General features: G+C 58.4%; 17 protein-coding genes, 3 tRNA genes and 1 pseudogene. 14 read left to right on the forward strand and 7 right to left on the reverse strand.

Annotated features, from left to right (window positions below; genetic code table 11):
* Positions 1-6: 6 nt before the first annotated feature.
* From ACEN8E_RS11945 to ACEN8E_RS11965, 5 genes are all read right to left on the reverse strand, one after another.
* Positions 7-1,029, reverse strand: coding sequence for an ABC transporter permease (locus ACEN8E_RS11945; protein WP_495592781.1), 1,023 nt, complete (start codon positions 1,027-1,029; stop codon positions 7-9).
* Complete coding sequence (locus ACEN8E_RS11950) at positions 1,029-2,090, reverse strand: microcin C ABC transporter permease YejB (protein ID WP_085717658.1); 1,062 nt, start codon at positions 2,088-2,090, stop codon at positions 1,029-1,031. Before ACEN8E_RS11950 ends, ACEN8E_RS11945 begins: the two co-directional genes overlap by 1 nt.
* Positions 2,090-3,958, reverse strand: coding sequence for an extracellular solute-binding protein (locus ACEN8E_RS11955; protein ID WP_495592782.1), 1,869 nt, complete (start codon positions 3,956-3,958; stop codon positions 2,090-2,092). Before ACEN8E_RS11955 ends, ACEN8E_RS11950 begins: the two co-directional genes overlap by 1 nt.
* 135 nt (positions 3,959-4,093) lie before the next feature.
* On the reverse strand, positions 4,094-4,375 hold the full coding sequence (locus tag ACEN8E_RS11960) for a peptidylprolyl isomerase (protein WP_007984657.1): 282 nt from the start codon (positions 4,373-4,375) through the stop codon (positions 4,094-4,096).
* Between the two features lie 107 nt (positions 4,376-4,482).
* The gene (locus tag ACEN8E_RS11965; RefSeq protein ID WP_495592783.1) at positions 4,483-5,364 is read right to left on the reverse strand and encodes an esterase/lipase family protein; all 882 of its coding nucleotides are present in this window, start codon (positions 5,362-5,364) and stop codon (positions 4,483-4,485) included.
* Positions 5,365-5,702: 338 nt separating this feature from the next.
* Between ACEN8E_RS11965 and ACEN8E_RS11970 the strand changes: the two genes are divergently transcribed.
* Positions 5,703-6,767 carry a hypothetical protein gene (locus tag ACEN8E_RS11970; protein WP_495592784.1) on the forward strand — a complete coding sequence of 355 codons (1,065 nt, stop codon included), beginning with the start codon at positions 5,703-5,705 and terminating at the stop codon, positions 6,765-6,767.
* A 57-nt stretch (positions 6,768-6,824) separates the two neighbouring features.
* Here ACEN8E_RS11970 and ACEN8E_RS11975 read toward each other — a convergent pair whose 3' ends face one another.
* Positions 6,825-7,904: a 3-deoxy-7-phosphoheptulonate synthase gene (locus tag ACEN8E_RS11975; protein WP_495592785.1), complete on the reverse strand. Its 1,080-nt coding sequence runs from the start codon at positions 7,902-7,904 to the stop codon at positions 6,825-6,827.
* Between the two features lie 337 nt (positions 7,905-8,241).
* On the reverse strand, positions 8,242-8,370 hold the full coding sequence (locus tag ACEN8E_RS11980) for a hypothetical protein (RefSeq protein WP_495592786.1): 129 nt from the start codon (positions 8,368-8,370) through the stop codon (positions 8,242-8,244).
* A 197-nt stretch (positions 8,371-8,567) separates the two neighbouring features.
* Here ACEN8E_RS11980 and ACEN8E_RS11985 point away from each other — a divergent pair, with 197 nt between their 5' ends.
* The 13 genes and pseudogenes from ACEN8E_RS11985 (at position 8,568) to ACEN8E_RS12045 (ending at position 18,767) form a co-directional block, all read left to right on the forward strand.
* The gene (locus ACEN8E_RS11985; RefSeq protein WP_495593310.1) at positions 8,568-9,011 is read left to right on the forward strand and encodes a GNAT family N-acetyltransferase; all 444 of its coding nucleotides are present in this window, start codon (positions 8,568-8,570) and stop codon (positions 9,009-9,011) included.
* Between the two features lie 127 nt (positions 9,012-9,138).
* Entirely contained in the window at positions 9,139-9,780 is a 642-nt protein-coding gene (gacA, locus tag ACEN8E_RS11990) for a response regulator transcription factor GacA (protein WP_008015884.1), read from the forward strand.
* Positions 9,781-9,782: 2 nt separating this feature from the next.
* Entirely contained in the window at positions 9,783-11,606 is a 1,824-nt protein-coding gene (uvrC, locus tag ACEN8E_RS11995) for an excinuclease ABC subunit UvrC (protein ID WP_495592787.1), read from the forward strand.
* 32 nt (positions 11,607-11,638) lie between these two features.
* Complete coding sequence (pgsA, locus tag ACEN8E_RS12000; protein ID WP_495592788.1) at positions 11,639-12,199, forward strand: CDP-diacylglycerol--glycerol-3-phosphate 3-phosphatidyltransferase; 561 nt, start codon at positions 11,639-11,641, stop codon at positions 12,197-12,199.
* Positions 12,200-12,262: 63 nt separating this feature from the next.
* Positions 12,263-12,338: transfer RNA gene (locus ACEN8E_RS12005), tRNA-Gly, on the forward strand.
* A gap of 47 nt (positions 12,339-12,385) precedes the next feature.
* A tRNA-Cys gene (locus tag ACEN8E_RS12010) sits at positions 12,386-12,459 on the forward strand.
* Positions 12,460-12,654: 195 nt separating this feature from the next.
* Positions 12,655-12,741 (forward strand) — tRNA-Leu (locus tag ACEN8E_RS12015).
* Between the two features lie 160 nt (positions 12,742-12,901).
* Positions 12,902-14,219 (forward strand): annotated as a pseudogene (locus ACEN8E_RS12020) (tyrosine-type recombinase/integrase).
* Complete coding sequence (locus ACEN8E_RS12025) at positions 14,216-14,929, forward strand: hypothetical protein (RefSeq protein ID WP_495592789.1); 714 nt, start codon at positions 14,216-14,218, stop codon at positions 14,927-14,929. Before ACEN8E_RS12020 ends, ACEN8E_RS12025 begins: the two are co-directional and overlap by 4 nt.
* A gap of 59 nt (positions 14,930-14,988) precedes the next feature.
* Positions 14,989-15,210 carry a helix-turn-helix transcriptional regulator gene (locus tag ACEN8E_RS12030; RefSeq protein WP_495592790.1) on the forward strand — a complete coding sequence of 74 codons (222 nt, stop codon included), beginning with the start codon at positions 14,989-14,991 and terminating at the stop codon, positions 15,208-15,210.
* Positions 15,211-15,392: 182 nt separating this feature from the next.
* Positions 15,393-17,867, forward strand: coding sequence for an AICE element replication initiation protein (locus ACEN8E_RS12035; protein WP_495592791.1), 2,475 nt, complete (start codon positions 15,393-15,395; stop codon positions 17,865-17,867).
* Positions 17,867-18,157: a hypothetical protein gene (locus ACEN8E_RS12040; RefSeq protein ID WP_495592792.1), complete on the forward strand. Its 291-nt coding sequence runs from the start codon at positions 17,867-17,869 to the stop codon at positions 18,155-18,157. The genes ACEN8E_RS12035 and ACEN8E_RS12040 overlap by 1 nt, the downstream gene beginning before the upstream one ends.
* A gap of 256 nt (positions 18,158-18,413) precedes the next feature.
* A complete protein-coding gene (locus tag ACEN8E_RS12045; RefSeq protein WP_495592793.1) occupies positions 18,414-18,767 on the forward strand; it encodes an HNH endonuclease in 354 nt (117 codons plus the stop codon).
* The last annotated feature ends 103 nt before the right edge of the window (positions 18,768-18,870 follow it).

Genomic DNA, 18,870 nt, shown 5'->3' on the forward strand with positions numbered 1-18,870 from the left:
TCCGCATCACGATCGGGGGTCAAACGCGTCGCGCAGTGCTTCGCCAATGAACACCAGTAAAGAAAGAATCAGCGCCAGGGTGAAGAACGCCGTCAGGCCCAGCCACGGCGCTTGCAGGTTTTGCTTGCCCTGGCCGATCAGTTCTCCCAGGGAAGCGCTGCCGGCAGGCATGCCGAAGCCGAGGAAATCCAGCGCCGTCAGGGTGGATATCGCCCCGGTGAGAATGAACGGCAAGTAGCTCAAGGTCGCGTTCATGGCGTTGGGCAGAATGTGCCGCACGATGACTTTGCGGTCAGTCAGGCCCAGTGCGCGTGCGGCCTTGACGTATTCCAGGTTGCGTCCGCGCAGGAACTCGGCGCGCACCACGTCCACCAGGGCCAACCATGAAAACAGCGCCATGATTCCCAGCAGCCACCAGAAATTCGGCTCGACGAAGCCCGACAGGATGATCAGCAGGTACAGCACCGGCAACCCGGACCACACCTCCAGCAGGCGCTGGCCGAGCAAATCCACCCAGCCGCCGTAATAGCCTTGCAGTGCCCCGGCCGCGATGCCGATCAGGGCACTGACAAACGTCAGCATCAAGGCAAACAGGATCGACACCCGGGCACCGAAGATCACCCGGGCCAGCACGTCCCGCGCCTGGTCGTCGGTGCCCAGCCAGTTGACGCTGCTAGGCGGGCTGGGGGCGGGTTTATTGAGGTCATAGTTGGGCGTGTCATCGCTGAACGGAATCGGCGGAAACAGCAACCAGCCACCGCCCTGCTTGATCAGCTTCTGCACGTAATCGCTGCGGTAGTCGGCCTGAAACGGCAGTTGTCCGCCGAACTCCTGTTCGGTGTGGCGCTTGAAGACCGGGAAGTACCACTGGCCTTGATAGCTGACCAGCAGCGGTTTGTCGTTGGCGATCAGTTCGCCGCCCAGGGTCATCAGGAACAGGCCGACAAACAGCCAGAGCGACCACCAGCCCCGACGGTTTTTCTTGAAACGCTCGAAACGGCGACGCGCCAGCGGTGAAAGCTTGAGCATCAGGCGTTCCTCGCGGCGAAGTCGATACGCGGGTCGACCAGGGTGTAGCAGAGGTCGCCGACCAGTTTTATCAGAAGGCCGAACAGAGTGAAGATGAACAGCGAGCCGAACACCACCGGATAGTCCCGTGATACCGCCGCTTCATAGCTCATGCGGCCCAGGCCGTCGAGGGAGAAGATCACTTCGATCAGCAGGGAACCGGCAAAAAATACACTGATGAACGCCTGGGGAATGCCCGACACCACCAGCAGCATGGCGTTGCGGAACACGTGTCCATAGAGTACCCGGCGTTCACTCAAGCCCTTGGCCCGGGCGGTGACCACGTACTGGCGGGTGATTTCATTGAGGAACGAGTTCTTGGTCAGGATGGTCAGCGTGGCGAAACCGCCGATCACCAGCGCGGTCACCGGCAGCACCAGATGCCAGAAGTAGTCGGCGACTTTGCCAACGGTCGACAGCGATTCGAAGTTGTCCGAGACCAGCCCGCGGACCGGGAACCAGTTCAGCGAAGTGCCACCGGCAAAGACCACGATCAGGAACATCGCAAACAGGAACGCCGGCATGGCATAGCCGATGATGATCGCGGTACTGCTCCAGATGTCGAAATGGCTGCCATGGTGCACGGCCTTGCGGATGCCCAGGGGAATCGACACCAGGTAGGTGATCAGCGTCGCCCAGAGCCCGAGGGAAATGGTCACGGGCATTTTTTCGAGGATCAGGTCGGTGACCGTGGCGCCGCGGAAGAAACTCTTGCCGAAGTCCAGGCGTGCGTAGCTGGTGAGCATCAGCCAGAGGCGTTCATGTGCCGGTTTATCGAAGCCGTATTGTTTCTCAATGTCCTTGATCAGCTGCGGATCGAGCCCGCGACTGGCCCGGGACTTGCCGCTCATGGATTCGCCGGAACCGCCGCCGACCGTGGCGCCGCCGATGCCTTGCAGGTGCGCAATGGCCTGTTCGACCGGCCCGCCCGGCGCGGCCTGGACGATGACAAAGTTGACCAGAAGAATGATCACCAGCGTCGGAATGATCAGCAGCAGGCGCCGCAGTATGTAAGCCCACATCAGTGCGGCCCTCCGGGTCTGCCACGGCTGATGCGCTCGGCAGTCATCTGTTGGTTGGTCAATGGCGTGGTGCTCATCTCCCACCAGCTTTCGATGGCTTCGTCATTGCTCGCCTGCACGCTGGGGATGCCGAAGCGGTTCCACCACACTGTAGAGGTTCCCGGTGGGTAGTAGTTGGGAATCCAGTAGTAGTTCCATTGCAGCACCCGGTCCAGGGCGTGGGCGTAATGCAGCATGTCGGCCTGGGTGTTGGCGCGGATCAGCCCGGTGATCAGGGTGTCCACTGCCGGATTCTGCAACACCATGTAGTTGTTCGATCCCGGGTCGGTGGCCGCCGCCGAACCGAAATAATTGAGCAGTTCGTTTCCCGGGGAAGTGGTGACCGGGTAGCCGGTGACGATCATGTCGTAGTCGCGGCTCATCAGGCGATTGACGTACTGGGACGAGTCGATGCGGCGGATGTTCAGGTCGATGCCGATCTGTTTCAACGTGCGTTTATAGGGCAACAGCAGGCGGTCCATGCCGTTCTGACTGACCAGGAACGTAAAGCTCAGCGGCTCGCCGTCGGCATTGACCAGTTGGTCGCCATCGGGTTTCCAGCCGGCCTGTTCGAGCAGGTCAAGGGCCTGCAGTTGCTTGTCGCGAATCAGGCCGCTGCCATCGGTCTTCGGTGCCTCGAACACCTTGGTGAAGACTTCGTCGGGAACCTGCCCGCGCAATGGTTCGAGAATCGCCAGCTCACCCGCATCCGGCAGTTTCCGGGCCGCGAGATCGGTATTGGAGAAAAAGCTCTGCTGGCGGATGTACATGTCGCGCATCATCTGCCGGTTGCTCCACTCGAAGTCCCACAGCATCACCAGGGCCTGGCGTACACGACGGTCCTGGAACATGGGCCTTTGCAGATTGAACACAAACCCCTGGGCTGGCTGTGGCGCTTCGGTTGCGAGGTGGGCCTTTTGCAGGCGACCGTCGCTCAGGGCCGGGCTGTCGTAGCCGATGGAATAGCCGGTGGCGGAAAACTCGCGATTGTAGTCATAGGCGCCACCGCGCAGGACCTGGCGCGCCACATCGGTATCGCCGAAGTACTCGATGCTGAAATGATCGAAGTTGTACAGGCCTCGGCTGACCGCCAGGTCCTTGCCCCACCAGTCGGGATTGCGCTCGAACGTGATGCTGCGCCCGGAATCGATCTTGCCGACTTTATAGGGACCGCTGCCCAGCGGTGCTTCATAACCGCCGCCACTGGCGAAATCGCGGGTTTTCCACCAGTGTTCGGGAAACACCGGCAAGGTCGCGATATCCAGCGGCAGGGTGCGATTTTCGTTGTTCCTGAAATCAAAGCGGATGGTCAGTGGCGATTCGACTTCGACGCCTTTGACGTCGGCGAACTGGGTGCGGTAACGCAGGCTGCCCTGGGTCATCAGCAGGTCGAACGTGTAGCGCACGTCTTCGGCGGTAATCGGTTTGCCATCGGCAAAGCGCGCCTTGGGGTTGAGGTAGAAGCGCAGCGACAGGCCGTCCGCGGAACGCTCCATCTTCTCTGCCACCAGGCCGTACACGGTGTACGGCTCGTCCAGCGAGCGCTGGGCCAGCGGCGAATAGAGCAAACCATCGATCTGTGTGACGCCGATGCCTTTGTCGATGTAAGGCAAGACATGGTCGAACTGGCCGATTTCGACTGCCGAGCGCCGCATCGTGCCACCCTTGGGGGCCTGCGGGTTGGTGTAGGCGAAATGACTGAAGCCGGCAGGGTATTTCGCCGGTTCGCCATACACGGTCATTGCCGGTTGCGGTGCCGCATTCACACCCGCGGCACCCGACAGCAGGGCCACAGCCGTGAACAACAAGGTAGGGAAAGCCAGTCGCATTGTCAGCCTTAGAGCCGGGTGGTCGTTAACCACAATTTGTACGCTAGCGGCGCGTCCCTCGCCAGCCGAATTACGTGTCGCAAACACAACGGCCCACCAAATGGCGGGCCGTTGTGTGAATCGCTCAAGCGTCGATCAGTCCTGACGGCTGGTCACTTCCAGCAGGTGGTAACCGAACTGGGTCTTGACCGGGCCCTGGACCACGTTGATCGGCGCGCTGAAGACCACGGTGTCGAATTCCTTGACCATCTGGCCCGGACCGAACGAACCCAGGTCACCGCCCTGGCGGCTGGAAGGGCAGGTGGAGTTTGCCTTGGCAACCTCGGCGAAGTCGGCGCCGGCCTCGATTTGAGCCTTGAGTTCGTTGCACTTGGCTTCCGAGGCAACAAGGATGTGACGGGCAGTGGCTTTAGCCATGGGAAAATACTCCTTTCAATACTCGATAAAGTGCTGAGCCTACCGGATTCAGTGAGCTATTTCTTCTCAAAGTTCCGTTCCACGCCGGATCCACGGCGGGTGGCATCTCAAAGGCCGGCGTCTTTCAAGCGCTCGGCATGCTGGACATACAGTTCGATCGGGTCGATACCTGTGCGCAACTGGCCGGTTGGTTGGCCAATGGTGTCCAGATGATCCAGCGCATAGTCGGAGCGGATAACCGTGCCCAGATGGGAACTGAAGCGACCGACCAAACCGTCGTTCTGCTGGTCTTCCGTGACGAAATAGCCAGAAAGGGCCCGGCAAAAGGCGTGGAGCGGATCAAGCGCATTGAGCCTTTCTTCGAAAACGTTCGACTGCAGTACGCCGCTCCATGAGTAGTAATGGACACCGTTGACCCGGTCGCGGCCCTTGCCACCCCAGGTGGTGGGCAGTCCTTGCGGGTATTTGTCGTTGAATGCGCCTACGCCTTCGGTGGTCAGCGCATTGAGGGCCGCTATGGCACTCTGCGGTTGGTACTGTTTGTCGCTTAATGTCGCGAGGAAGTCGGCGAAGAGGGTCACGACCGTCTCGGCCACATGTTCCGGCAGGCGGCCCGGAGTCAATGCCTTGCGCAGGAAATCGGCCAGTTCCGAGCCATGGTTCGGCCCGCTGACGGAAGTCACCGATGCCACACTGTGTGGCGCAATCGCTGCGGCATAACGTGCAGTGAGTGCGCCCTGGCTATGGCCTATGAGGTTGACTTTGCGTGCACCGGTTCCTTCCAGTACCCGCTCGATCTGCTTAAGCAATTGGTCACCGCGTACCTCATTGTCATGGGTGGCCGACAGGTGTGGAACGAACACCCTTGCTCCGGCGTTCCTCAGCGCCTGCCTGATGTCATGAAAGAGCTCGAACTTGCCGATTCTTTCAAAACCGAAAAGGCCGTGGATCAGCAGTATTGGATAACGAGTGTTTGCATTCCTTTGCATGTTCATACCTTTACGCAGAAGTTCGTTGGGACTGCATGGCGCTTCACTCTAAAACAGTCGGGGTTGGCGAGGCGTATGAAAAGTCCGCCGGAGCTTGCGGAAAGCGGAATAGAGCCGGTGCGAATGCTCGAGTGTGGCTGAGGCTTTAGTCGGAATAGTTTGACGATTTTTCACGGCAATCAGCTTGCTGCTGATCAAAGACCTACTTCGTATATATCGACTTTCCGAGCGAGCCGGAGCGAGAGGCTGACATAACGGTTGTTTGCCTTGAGATTAAATAGTCGTCATCCAATACCGGCCACCCGTTCGGTGTTTATTCCAAGGAAAGGAGCAAATGAATGACGGTTTACGAACCCGATACCTTGAGTCTCGCGCAGCAACCCTTGCCACCTCCCATACTTGAACAGGCGGAAAACGGCGTTCTGAACCCCGCCGACGGAAAAGCCGTAATCAGGGTCTTGCCTTATCCAGGCATGACCTGCGGCGACAAATTGCTATTGAGTTGGGCGGGGCTGGATGCCGATGGCCTCGCCTGCAATCATCAGGTGGTGCGCTTTGTCAGTGAGGACCGGGTCGGCGAGGACGTAATCTTTACTGTGGATAGTGCACATATCGCGGCGCTTGACGGTGGCTCACTCGAAATCAGTTACTCACTCATGAACGCCTGTTTTACCGAGCCTGTGAATTCCCATCGCTTGCAACTGAGTGTTGGTGATGTGCAATCCGACCTGTTGCCTGCGATCGTGAACGATGCAATGGGTAGAACGCTTGATCCGGGACGGGTGGAAGAGGGGGCGATCGTGACGATCAAACCCTATGCGCGCATGGCCGCGGGCGACTGGGTGTTGCTGACCTGGGCTGGCGTTTCGATCGAAGGAAGTTTCAGTGACGCACTCAAGGTCGAGTCCTTTGCTGTGGGGGGTGAACTTTCGTTTTGGGTCAGCCCGGAGTGTATTGCACCCAACCTGGGCTCCTCCGTTTCCGTCGATTATTGCGTCAAGCAAGCAGGGCATGGTCCCCGTTACTCTGAAGTAACGACACTGATGATTGGCAAGCTGGAGCGGCGGGCGCTGCCAGGACCCACTGTGCTGGAGGCAGACGAAGGTTGGGTGGATCTGCTTGATGCGCAGGATGGCGTGACCGTCGTCATCGAAAACGCCAGAGCTGAAAAAGGGGAGCTGATTTATCTGAAATGCGACGCAGAGAAATTCAATCACTGTGACCATCGAGAAATAACCAGGGACACCGCCGGTGAACCGTTGGTGTTCATCGTTCCCTACCGCTTCTGGAGCGAGCATCGAGATTCTGCGATCCGTGTTTCCTATTCAGTCGAACGCCTTGATGACACTTGCCAGCAATCCGCGGTGACACTGGTTCAGGTGCAGTCCCTGATGGGGCATTGATTGCCATTTGCCCTCCAGTCTTCCCATGAAGGCCGGAGGGCGGACGGATGATGCTGATTATTGGGCGTTGTTAGACGCTCGCAGCCGATCTGCCGCTTGAAGCAGCAGTTGTTCTGTACCGGTCCAACCGAGGCACCCATCGGTCACTGATACACCGTATTGCAACGACGAACTCAACGGCTGGCAGCCCTCGAACAAATGGCTTTCGATCATCATGCCGATCAGCGAACGATCACCTTGCAGGCGTTGTTCAAGCACATCGTTGAACACGGCCGGCTGGCGCAGCGGGTTTTTACCGCTGTTGGCGTGACTGCAGTCGACCATGATTCGAGCCGGAATCCTGAGCCGGGTCAGGTCACTGTTCACCTGCACGACGCTGGCTCTGTCGTAGTTCGGCCCGCGATGGCCGCCGCGCAATACCAGGTGAGTGTCCGCATTACCGGGAGTTTGAATGATCGCCGGGTGTCCCTGGCTATCGATACCGAAATGACGATGGGGGTGGGCCGCGGAGCGCATGGCGTCACTGGCGACAGCTACACCGCCGTCAGTCCCGTTCTTGAACCCTACAGGCATGCCCAGGCCGCTGGCCATTTCCCGATGGATCTGCGACTCCGTCGTCCGGGCGCCAATCGCCACCCAACTCAACAGATCATCGAAGTAGCCTGCTGCCATCGGTTGCAGCAGCTCAGTGGCCACGGGCAAGCCCAGGCGGAGCATTTCGCGCATCAGCTCGCGGGACAGCGTCAGGCCTGCGGCCATGTCATCGCTGCCATCCAGGTGCGGATCGTAGGCCAAACCTTTCCAGCCAACCGTGGTACGGGGTTTTTCAACGTAGGCGCGCATCACCAGCAGCATCTGGTCGCTGACTTCAGCGGCGAGGCGTGCAAGGTTACCGGCGTATTCGAGGGCTGATTGCGGATCGTGTATCGAGCATGGGCCGACGATGACCAGCAGACGGGAATCTTCACCGTTGAGGATCGTGCGAACCGCTTGGCGGTGGGCGGCGACCTGCTGGGCCAGAATGTTGCTGAGGGGCAATTGCTGTTTGAGTTGCAATGAACTGGGCAGGCGCAGGGTCAGCGCCTCATTGGCAGGGCTCAAGGTGGACAGCGGTAGTGCAGAGACGGACGAATTCATATTCAAGGCTTCCTGGGCTGGCGGCGGGTTCATGCCCGCGCGCTCGGCCCTACTGGGGTGTTCGACAATTGGCCAAATTGGCTGCGTGTGTGTGCTTGCCACCTGTGGGTGACCGATCGGAGGCGGCAGGCTGTCCCGAGCGGAGGGTGGTAAATCGCCAGGCGGTAAAACTGTCGTAACGGTAATAAGTGGCGTAGTTCATGTTCTGAATCCTCTGAATGACTGGCGTGTCGCTAAAAGTGTCGGGGCTGAAAAAACAAAACCCCCGGTCGGGAGGCCGACCGGGGGTTGAGAATTCTCTGGTGGCGACCCGTTTGAAGTGGGCGCCGTGTAGGTATCAGGCGCGCCAGTGGCTAAACCAATACCCAAAATAAAAGCTGACCGGAGCACAACCGCTGTTCACCCGGGCAGCCGCAACCGAGCGCAAGACGCTGACGGTACGAAGCTGCAAGAGGTTGTTGAACATGGTCTGTCTCCGATGGATGGACCGAGCTTACTAGAGGCCGGTACGCAGATTCAATCAGAAAATGCTATCGGCCAACGATGGGGCTTTCTATCGCTTGAGTGCCCCGAAAGTTGTGACACACTCGGTGCCTCGACAAAACACCCATCGTCACAAGGACGCACCATGACGGCACTGACCCTCGCCGTGGAACCGCAATGATGGAGCGCCATTGGCGTCCGGCAACGCCCGATGACCTGGAGTTCGCCCGCGAACTGACCTGTAGAGGCATGCTGCATTACTACATCGAGCATGATCTGTTGTGGCAGGACGAAGCGTTCGACGTGGCCTGGGCAGGACGGGACAACCGATTGATTGCAAAGGGCGAAGATGTCCTGGGTTATGTCAGCCTGAGCCGTGACACCAGAGCCTTGTATATCCGCGAACTGCATATCGTCGAAGCGTTTCGTGGGCAGGGCACAGGATCCTGGGCAATCGATCAGGTACTGGCTCTCGCGTACGAGGAGCGACGCCCGGCGTTACGCCTGACGGTTTTCGAAAACAACCCGGCGCAGGCACTGTACGAGCGCAAGGGATTGAGGGTGGCGGGCAAGGACGAATGTTTCCTGAGGATGCAGCTTGAGATCCCGGGCCCGCATTGCTGAAACACGCTTGCAACAAGCCTTTCAAGATGAATTGATACCTTTAATCTGACGCTTTCCGCTAGGTCTGCCAGATGCTTTTTGCTAAGGTGTCTGGCAACCCAATAAGACCATATCGCGAGGTGTCTGCTTGATTAGGGTGCTAGTAGTCGATGACCATGATCTCGTTCGTACAGGCATTACACGAATGCTGGCTGACATCGATGGCCTGCAAGTAGTCGGCCAGGCCGAGTCAGGTGAGGAATCCCTGCTCAAGGCGCGTGAGCTGAAACCCGATGTGGTGCTGATGGACGTCAAGATGCCGGGTATCGGCGGTCTTGAAGCCACCCGCAAATTGCTGCGCAGCCATCCGGATATCAAGGTCGTCGCGGTGACCGTGTGTGAAGAGGACCCGTTTCCTACGCGGCTGTTGCAAGCCGGCGCGGCAGGGTACCTGACCAAAGGGGCAGGCTTGCCGGAAATGGTCCAGGCCATCCGCCTGGTGTTCGCCGGGCAACGCTACATCAGCCCGCAGATTGCCCAGCAGTTGGCGATCAAGTCATTCCAGCCCACCAACGATTCGCCTTTCGATGCATTGTCGGAGCGGGAAATCCAGATCGCGCTGATGATCGTCGGTTGCCAGAAAGTACAGATTATTTCCGACAAATTGTGCCTGTCCCCGAAAACCGTGAACACCTACCGTTACCGCATCTTCGAAAAGCTTTCGATCAGCAGTGATGTCGAGTTGACGCTGTTGGCGGTTCGACATGGCATGGTCGACGCCAGCCTCTGAACATGACCGACACCTTTGATCCGAGCGCCTTTCTGTCGACCGTCAGCGGTCGCCCCGGCGTGTACCGCATGTTCGACAGCGAAGCGCGGTTGCTCTACGTCGGCAAGGCGAAAAACCTCAAGAATCGCCTGTCCAGTTACTTTCGCAAGACCGGGCTTGCTCCCAAGACCGCCGCACTGGTCGCGCGAATCGCCCAGGTCGAAACCACGATCACGGCCAACGAAACCGAAGCCTTGCTGCTTGAACAGACACTGATCAAGGAATGGCGGCCGCCTTACAACATCCTGCTGCGCGACGATAAATCCTACCCCTACGTCTATCTCTCCGACGGAGAATTCCCGCGCCTGAGCATTCATCGTGGCGCGAAGAAGGCCAAGGGCAAGTATTTCGGTCCTTACCCGAGCGCCGGTGCGATCCGTGAAAGCCTGAGCCTGCTGCAAAAAACGTTTTTCGTTCGGCAATGCGAAGACAGCTATTACAAGAACCGTACCCGTCCTTGCCTGCAATACCAGATCAAGCGTTGCAAGGCGCCCTGCGTCGGGCTGGTGGAGCCCCGGGTGTATGCCGAGGATGTGCGCCACTCGGTGATGTTTCTTGAGGGGCGCAGCAATGCCCTGACTGACGAGTTGTCCGCCGGAATGGAGGAGGCTGCGATCAATCTCGAGTTCGAACGAGCGGCCGAGTTGCGGGACCAGATTGCGTTGCTGCGTCGGGTCCAGGATCAACAGAGCATGGAAGGCGGGACCGGAGACGTCGATGTGATTGCCGCCTTCGTCAACCCGGGCGGTGCCTGTGTCCACTTGATCAGCGTGCGGGGTGGGCGGGTACTGGGAAGCAAGAACTTCTTCCCTCAGGTTGGTATTGAGGAAGACGTTTGCGAAGTCATGGCCGCGTTTCTCGGCCAGTACTTCATCAGCAGTCCTGAGCGCGACTTGCCGAGCGAGTTGATCGTCAATGTGGTTCACGATGACTTTCCAACACTGATCGCCGCCATTGACGAGCTGCGCGGTCGTGAACTGACCATCAGCCATCGCGTGCGTGGTACGCGGGCGCGCTGGCAGCAATTGGCGGTGACCAATGCCGAGCAGGCACTGAGTGCACGCCTGGCGAATCGTCAGCACATTACGGCACGCTTCGATGCGCTGGCAGAGGTGCTGAAGCTGGATGAGCCGCCACAACGACTTGAGTGCTACGACATCAGTCATTCCAGTGGCGAGGCGACGGTGGCGTCCTGCGTGGTCTTCGGCCCCGAAGGTCCGATCAAGGCCGATTACCGGCGGTACAACATCGAGGGCGTTACGGCCGGCGATGATTACGCGGCAATGCATCAGGCGTTGACCCGACGCTTCAGCAAACTGAAGGACGGGGAGGGCAAGCTGCCGGACATCCTGCTGGTGGATGGCGGTAAAGGCCAGTTGTCCATGGCCCGTGACGTACTCGATGAACTGGCCGTGCCTGATCTGATTTTGCTGGGCGTGGCAAAAGGCGCGACGCGCAAGGCCGGTTTCGAAACACTGTACCTGAACGACGCTGCACATGAGTTCACGTTGCGCGGCGATTCTCCAGCGTTGCACCTGATCCAGCAGATTCGCGACGAAGCCCACCGATTTGCCATTACCGGGCACCGTGCCCGACGTGGAAAAACCCGTCGGACGTCTACACTGGAAGGCATCGCCGGCGTCGGACCAACACGTCGGCGGGATTTGTTGAAACATTTTGGTGGATTGCAGGAGCTGTCTCGTGCAAGCATCGAAGAAATTGCCAAAGCCCCCGGGATCAGTAAAAAGCTCGCAGAGTTGATTTATGCAAATCTGCACAGCGAGTAGAATGCCCCCTCACCTCGTAGCCAGTTGTGCCGATGAATATCCCTAATCTGATTACCGTTCTACGCGTTCTACTCATACCGATCTTCATTTTGCTTTTCTATCTGCCTTACCAATGGAGCTACATGGCATCCGCCTCGGTCTTCGCATTCGCTGCCGCCACCGATTGGCTGGACGGGTACCTGGCCCGCCGCCTGGAACAGAGCACACCGTTCGGGGCTTTTCTCGATCCGGTTGCCGACAAGCTGATGGTGGCGGTTGCACTGGTACTGTTGGTGCAGGAACACGGAAACCTGTGGCTCACACTGCCTGCTGCCGTGATCATCGGTCGCGAGATCGTCGTCTCGGCACTGCGCGAATGGATGGCCGAACTGGGCGCCCGTGCCCACGTAGCCGTGTCGAACCTGGGCAAATGGAAAACCGCCGCGCAAATGCTGGCGCTGGTGATCCTGCTGGCCAATTCCAGGGAATTCAGTTTCTGGGTCTTGTTGGGTTACACCTTGCTGATGGTGTCTGCTGGCCTGACTTTGTGGTCGATGGTCCAGTACCTGCGGGCTGCCTGGCCACATCTGAAGACCGACGTTGAAAAGAAATAAAACTTTTTTGAATCAAAGGGTTGACGGGGCTTCTGGATTCTATAGAATGCGCCACACCAAGACGCGGGAATAGCTCAGTTGGTAGAGCACGACCTTGCCAAGGTCGGGGTCGCGAGTTCGAGTCTCGTTTCCCGCTCCAAGTTTGTACGCATTTGATGTCGCGCTACTAGAGATCAAATGTTTTGAGGCCGAGTAGCAAAATGGTTATGCAGCGGATTGCAAATCCGCCTACGCCGGTTCGATTCCGACCTCGGCCTCCACTAATAAACAAGCTCCGTAGATCTATGATTTACGGAGCTTTTTTATTTGCACTAGCCTGCAAGATTTAGTCTTGAAAAGGGTATTTGCGAACTTGCTTCACCGAGGCGGGATGTATATATTTCCACCTCTGCTGCACAGGCGTCAGAACTGCCAGATCGTTGTTTGGCAGAACCTGCACGCTTCACCGCGCTACCGCCCGAATGGCGAAACTGGTAGACGCATGGGACTTAAAATCCCCCGCTCGTAAGGGCGTGCCGGTTCGATTCCGGCTTCGGGCACCAATAGTATGATTTCAGATGTTCCTGTAAACACCTGAAGCCTAGAGAAACCGGCCTTATAGCCGGTTTTTTTGTGTCTGAATATCCCCGTATGTTCCTGTACAGCCCCACGATTTAGGTATACGTTTAGGTATATATCGGTTCGATATCGAGGCGTATACCTATGGCGCGCACCGTAACCCCCCTTACTGACCCCAAATGCGAGGCCGCCAAACCCCGCGCAAAGGACTACACCCTGTTCGACGGGCATGGGCTTTTTTTGCTTGTAAAGGCTACCGGCACCAAGGTCTGGCGCTTCAAGTATAAAAAGCCAAGCGGTAAGCCTGGTCTGGCTACGTTCGGCAACTACCCGGCTCTCACTCTGAAAGCCGCCCGCGCACGTCGAGCCGATGCACTCGAATTGCTGGCGCATGACCAAGACCCCATCGAGAGCGCTAAGCAAGCAAAGATCGAGGCGGCCAGTGAGGCGGGGCACACCTTTGAAGCGGTGGCTCGGGAATGGCACGCCAGCATGGCCGGCAAATGGTCGAAGGATCACGCGGTCAGGGTGCTGAAAGAGATTGAGGTCGATCTTTTCCCCATGCTGGGCAAACGCCCCGTATCCGACCTGAAAACCCGCGACCTCCTGGCCTGTCTGAAGGAGGTAGAGAAGCGCGGCGCGCTTGATTTGGTTGGGCGACTGCGCCAGCGCATCGCCGGAATCATGCGAACCGCCGTTCAGCGCAATTTCATCGAATACAACCCGGCGCTTGACCTGGTGGGGGGGGACTGCCACCCGCAAGACCAAACACCGCCCGGCCTTGCCCCTTGAGCGGTTGCCGGAGTTGTTGCAACGCTGCGAGGCTGACACCGGACGACCGCTTACCTGTCTTGCTGTAAGCCTCTCTTTACTGGTGTTCATTCGTTCTAGTGAGCTGCGCTTTGCTCGCTGGTCTGAGTTCGACTTTACCCGGAGCATGTGGACGATTCCCGGCGAACGGGCACCAATCGAGGGCGTCAAGAGGTCGCACCGAGGCGCCAAGATGGGGACTGCGCACCTTGTCCCGTTGTCACGCCAGACGCTTGAAGTACTGGAGCAGATACGCCGGCTGAGCGGGCGCTTTGATCTGGTGTTGCCGGGCGATCACTACCACTGGCGGCCAATGTCGGAGAACACCGTAAACAAGTCACTGCGCCGCATGGGGTACGACACCAAGATAGACGTTTGTGGGCACGGGTTCCGCACTATGGCCTGTTCCGCGTTGGTCGAGTCCGGCCTGTGGTCGCGTGACGCGGTTGAACGGCAAATGAGCCACCAAGAGCGCAACGGCGTGCGCGCGGCCTATATCCACAAAGCTGAGCACCTGGAAGAGCGTCGACTGATGATGACCTGGTGGGCCGATTACCTGGACGCCAACCGGGAAAAGCACATCACGCCCTACGAGTTCGCGCATAACGTCAGTGTTGACGAGCCCAGAGCTCTAGGGGCGGTGGGAGCATGAAAAAGCCTGACATGCTGCCGATCATTGAAGCGCACCTTACCCAATGGGATTGTGGGGAAAGTGAGTATATACGGGGCTTTCTGGCTGGGGTCATCCTTCGTGCTGAGATTGAGCGGGAGCCAATTGATGTAGACCTCGCATTTAAGATGCCTTGTCAGGAGGTGGCCGGGCGAGCCCTTGACTGTTTGGTAATGACCACCGGGTACAGTTCTGACGACTTCGAATCATTGAGCGATTGTCAGCACATGAGGTTTTCCCGCTTCGGCTTTCATCTGCCCGAATATGTCTGCTCGCTGCTGGATGTCCGATCATCTTGTCTATCGGTGCTAGGCCATATCGAAGATGCGCGGCAATTTGATCAGAATGGCCATGCCGAGTGCGCTGTTGAGGAGGTTCGAGAACTGATCAAGCGGTTGGAGTCACTTGAACGGGCAGTTACGGCGCGCCATTCTTTGCAAAAGGACCTGCGCTCCTTAGTTAAAGCCGAACAAATAGTCAGGTCTGAGACCAAGCAAAAACACAGCCAGAAGATGGAGACGGCCCGCGCCGAGCGTCCCGTCCTTTACGATTGGGTGGCAGTCGCCAAGGCGGAAGCGGAGCTATTGGCTAGCGGCAGGTCGCGGCGCGATCTTGCAAGTATTATGGAGAAGCGTTTCGGCATCCCGAAAACCACCTATCGAGAGTGGCGGCGAAAACAAACGACGGTGTAATTATTAGACCGTCGTTTCGAAAACTAACTTGTGAGCGTCACCCATACGGAGGCGCTCAAATGCACCCAGCAACGACTCCCGCAAAAGCTCTAATCCGCCAGCCAGCGCTGTGTGGCTGGTTGGACCTATCCCGCTCGGGCCTGGACAAGCTCCGCAAGAAAGACCCGACCTTCCCGAAGCCGATCAAAGATGGTGAGGCTCGTCAGGCTGCGGCCTACTACGTCGTGGCCGAGGTGGAAGCTTGGCTCCGGGCCAAGATCGAAGCGAGGGACGCAGCATGACGCCTGCGCCATCGCATACAGACGTCTGGAAGGCCTGCGCTTTTGTTGTGCGAAACAATTTCACTTCGTCTGTCCGGCTGCCTTGCTACAAATTCGCAAGTGCTCTCGTTATTGCTGACCTAGGCAACGACGGTCGGTTCTACCGTAACCGTCGCAACGTCAAACAGCCCGAGGCCTAACCCATGAAAAGTCAAAACGGCGCCAAAGCGCCGGCGGGATCGGCTTGGCTGAAATCCATGATTGGGCCCGTGGCGCTCTACCTTCTTGGCGAGCCAAATACCGCAATGAGCAAGCCGACCGAGCTTCGATTCGGAGCGCATGGCTCGTTATCCGTTGATCTGGAAAAGGGGGTATGGCACTCGCACGAAGACGGAAGCGGTGGCGGCGTATTGGATTTGATTGCCTGGAAAACCGGCATCACAAGTCGGGCCAAGCAAATGGGCTGGCTTGAGCAGCACGGCTTAAAAGAAAAGCAGCCGGCGCCATGTCCTGAAAGTCCTGATGTCCTACCGGCCAGCCGTCGCATGTCGGCTCGTTATGACTACACCGACGAGGACGGCAACGTTCTGTTTCAAGTTGTCCGCTACGAACCAAAGGACTTTCGCCAGCGCAGTCCGGACGGAAAAGGCGGCTGGGTGTGGTCGGTGAAGGGCGTGCGTCAGGTTCCCTACCGTCTGCCGCAGTTGCTGCACGCACCTTGTAGTGCGCCAGTGTTTGTCGTGGAGGGCGAGAAGGACGTACTGCGTCTGGAGTCGCTGGGGTTGGTCGCAACCTGCAATGCCGGTGGCGCTGGCAAGTGGCCTGATGCGCTCAATGAATCCTTGGCACGCCGACGGGTAGTGATTCTTACGGATAACGACGAGCCGGGACATCAGCACGCCGACAAGGTTTGTCGGGCGCTGAGTCAGGCAGGTGCAGAAGTTCGCGTGCTCAGCCTTCCAGGGTTGCTGCCGAAGGGCGACGTATCCGACTGGCTGGACGCGGGTGGCACCGTCGAGCAACTGCTGCAAATGGTGGACGCTCCCGGTAAACAGCAGTTCGAAGACGTCGATCAGCAATCAGTCGAGGAGCACTTCGAGCCCGGTGATGATGCCGACGAAAAGCAGAGCCAAGCTTCTCTGCTGGTCAAGTTCGTGGAGCAACGCTTCGAGTTGTTCCACGATCAAAACAAGGACGTTTTCGCCAAGGACCGAACGACCGGTGAAGTGCGTGATCTAGCCGCGCGCCAGTTCCGAGATGCACTGGTTGCCGGTTTTTACTCCGACAGCGGAAAGGCACCCCGAGATCAATCGGTCCGGGAGGCGCTGAGCACCCTGGCCGGCCTCGGTCGATTCCATGGAGACTGTCAGGAGGTACACCGGCGCACTGCTGGTGCCGCTGGAGATTATTTTCTCGACCTGGCTGTATCAGGTAGTAGCCGGGCGGTTCGCATCCGGCCGGGTAAGTGGGAGATCGCCGAGTCACCCGAGGCCATGTTCGTTCGACCTGAATCCATGCAGCCGATTCCGGCTCCAGTTCCAGGTGGATCGATCGAGCAACTTTGGCACGTGGCGAACATCCCGCGCGGCTCCCGTTTGCTGGCTCTGGCTTGGCTGATCGAATGCCTGCGTCCTGATACGCCATATCCAGTGCTGGAGTTGCTGGGCGAGCAGGGGAGTGCGAAGAGCACGACACAAACAGCACTGCGCCAGCTCATTGATCCGAATTCCTGCCCATTGCGCAGTGCACCGAAGTCGGCGGAGGACCTATTCGTTTCTGCTGGGGTGTGTGCGGTAGTGAGCCTGGAGAACGTCTCGCACTTGCCCGCAGCAACTCAGGATGCCATGTGCGTATTGGCAACCGGAGGCGGCTTTGCCAAGCGCAAGCTGTACTCGGATGCCGACGAAAGTGTTATCAGCGTGAAGCGCCCCGTCGTGCTGAATGGCATATCTGCGGCAGTCACGGCGCAAGATCTAGTGGACAGAACGATCACTATCGAGACACCGGTTATCAGCGAGCGGCTGGAAGTGACAGACCTTTGGCGGGAGTACGAAGCCGAGCGTCCGTGTTTGCTGGGGGCGCTGCTGGATATTTTCGCTAAGGCACTGGAGTTAGTGCCGCAGATGCACATCCCTGCCGACGAGCGCCCACGTCTGGTTGAGTTCGCCCGCTTCGGTATGGCTGTCGCCGCAGCGGCAGGTCATATACCCGAGGACTTCCTGCGCGAGTTCAACGCAAGTCGACAGGAAAGTCTGGCTCGCACCATTGACGCTAGCCCGGTAGCTGCCGCCGTAGTGGAACTGGTCGAGGCGCGTCCACACGGAGTGACCGCCCCGGTAAAGGAGATTCTGCGTACCCTGGAACAGTACCGTCCAACCGGCTGCGATTCGTGGCCGCGTTCCGCGAAGGGGCTAGGGGACGCCCTGCGACGTGCCGCTCCCGCTCTTCGGCAGATAGGTATCGAGTGCAAGCCCTTGGGTAAATCTGGGGGGACGGTGAAGTGGTACATCGGGAGAAAGATACCGAAGCAATGTCCTGCAAGTCCTGATGTCCTGCCAGGCGATCACCCCGAGCAGGACATTGGGACTTGTAGGACTTCGAGTCGGCAACTATCCCCCGACACCACCAGTACTTCGCCGGACATGGCCTTCGATGAATCCGACGCGGAGGTCTTCTGATGGGAGTTATCGACTATCTCCATGATCGCGGGTTCAGTGCCAAGGTGGTGGGCAACCGCTTAAGCGTCTCACCATCTAGCAGGCTGACACAGGAGCTGCGCCGCTACATCAAATTGCACCGTTTGGAGCTGATGGCCGAAGTTGCGGCCAACGATGGTGAGGCCCGTCGTAGTCACTGGGCAGTGTTCGTGGCAGGGTACAGTCCCTACACAATGATCGGTGAGCCGATGACTCATGCGGAGGCCTTGGTTGAAGCCCGAACGCGATGGCCTAACGCGAAGGTAGAGTGACGTTTAGCCCGGATAACTACCGGGCTTTATACTTTACACAGTTGATTACTGATGATTTCGCCTGCATGGGTGTCCGGGAATACTTGACCAGTTCAGGTCGCCTCCAGACCACTTGATCACTGCTTTTGTTTTGGCGTAGATTTGCTCTTGTCGTTCCCTTAAGGGGGCGATGTTAGGCCGGTTCGAGTGACTCGACTGGTACCGTTTCTTGCCTTATTAGGCGCAGCGGACCTCCATTTTCATACAGGAGGTCGCCATGACCCATAAATCTGTTATCAAACATCGTTTCGCTGCGTTCGATCGCCAAGATGGCTGCTGTTATTACTGCGGCTTCCCGATGTGGCGCGATACTCCTGAGGCCTTCGCCCGCCGCCATGACCTTTCCCTTCGGCAGGCTAGGCACTTCCAGTGCACAGCCGAGCATCTAGTCGCCAGGCAGGATGGCGGAAGAAATACCCAGTCCAATATTGCTGCCGCCTGCCGGCGGTGCAATCAGCGCCGTCATAAGCGCAAGGACGCGCCTGAGCCGCAGGAGTACAAGGCTCTAGTGGAGAAGCGGCTGAGCAAAGGTGGCTGGCATCCGCTCCCAGCAGGCCCCCATTTGTTCTGATCATCAAGGTGGCCTTGACTTGGAACGCGTCTATCGGGAGGGATTTGCCTACAGCAAAGCCGAGGTAACTGCTCCGCCTATGCCAGTGCAACGAATGCACCGG

The sequence above is a fragment of the Pseudomonas sp. Pseusp9 genome (assembly GCF_059491265.1).